The organism is Staphylococcus pasteuri (genome assembly GCF_030547725.1).
Taxonomy (GTDB): Bacteria; Bacillota; Bacilli; order Staphylococcales; family Staphylococcaceae; genus Staphylococcus; species Staphylococcus pasteuri.
Genome location: NZ_JAUOQO010000724.1, coordinates 1 through 247, shown reverse-complemented (window position 1 = coordinate 247; position 247 = coordinate 1). Strand labels below are relative to the sequence as shown.

The following is a 247-nucleotide window of genomic DNA, read 5'->3' as shown; positions in this document are numbered from 1 at the left end:
CTACATGACGTTGGTTACCGCCTTTGGCACGGTACTTATTTAACAACAGCCTAATACTAAAACGTATTACAACTAACGACACCAAGCCAATAAAATACCAATATATAAATAAAGTATTATCGTAGTTAACTGAGTGGTCTGAAATGTAATAAATAGCACCTAAAATAATCTGATTTAGTGTCCAACATACAGTGGCTACACCAACTTCTTTAACCTTAGATTCACCGCGCCAAGTACGGTACATGCC

At 36.8% G+C, this 247-nt stretch carries 1 protein-coding gene; it reads right to left on the bottom strand.

The window, feature by feature from the left end; genetic code table 11:
* A partial coding sequence (locus Q4528_RS15270) for a Rossmann-fold NAD(P)-binding domain-containing protein (protein ID WP_303522550.1) occupies positions 1-247 on the bottom strand: 247 nt, incomplete at both ends.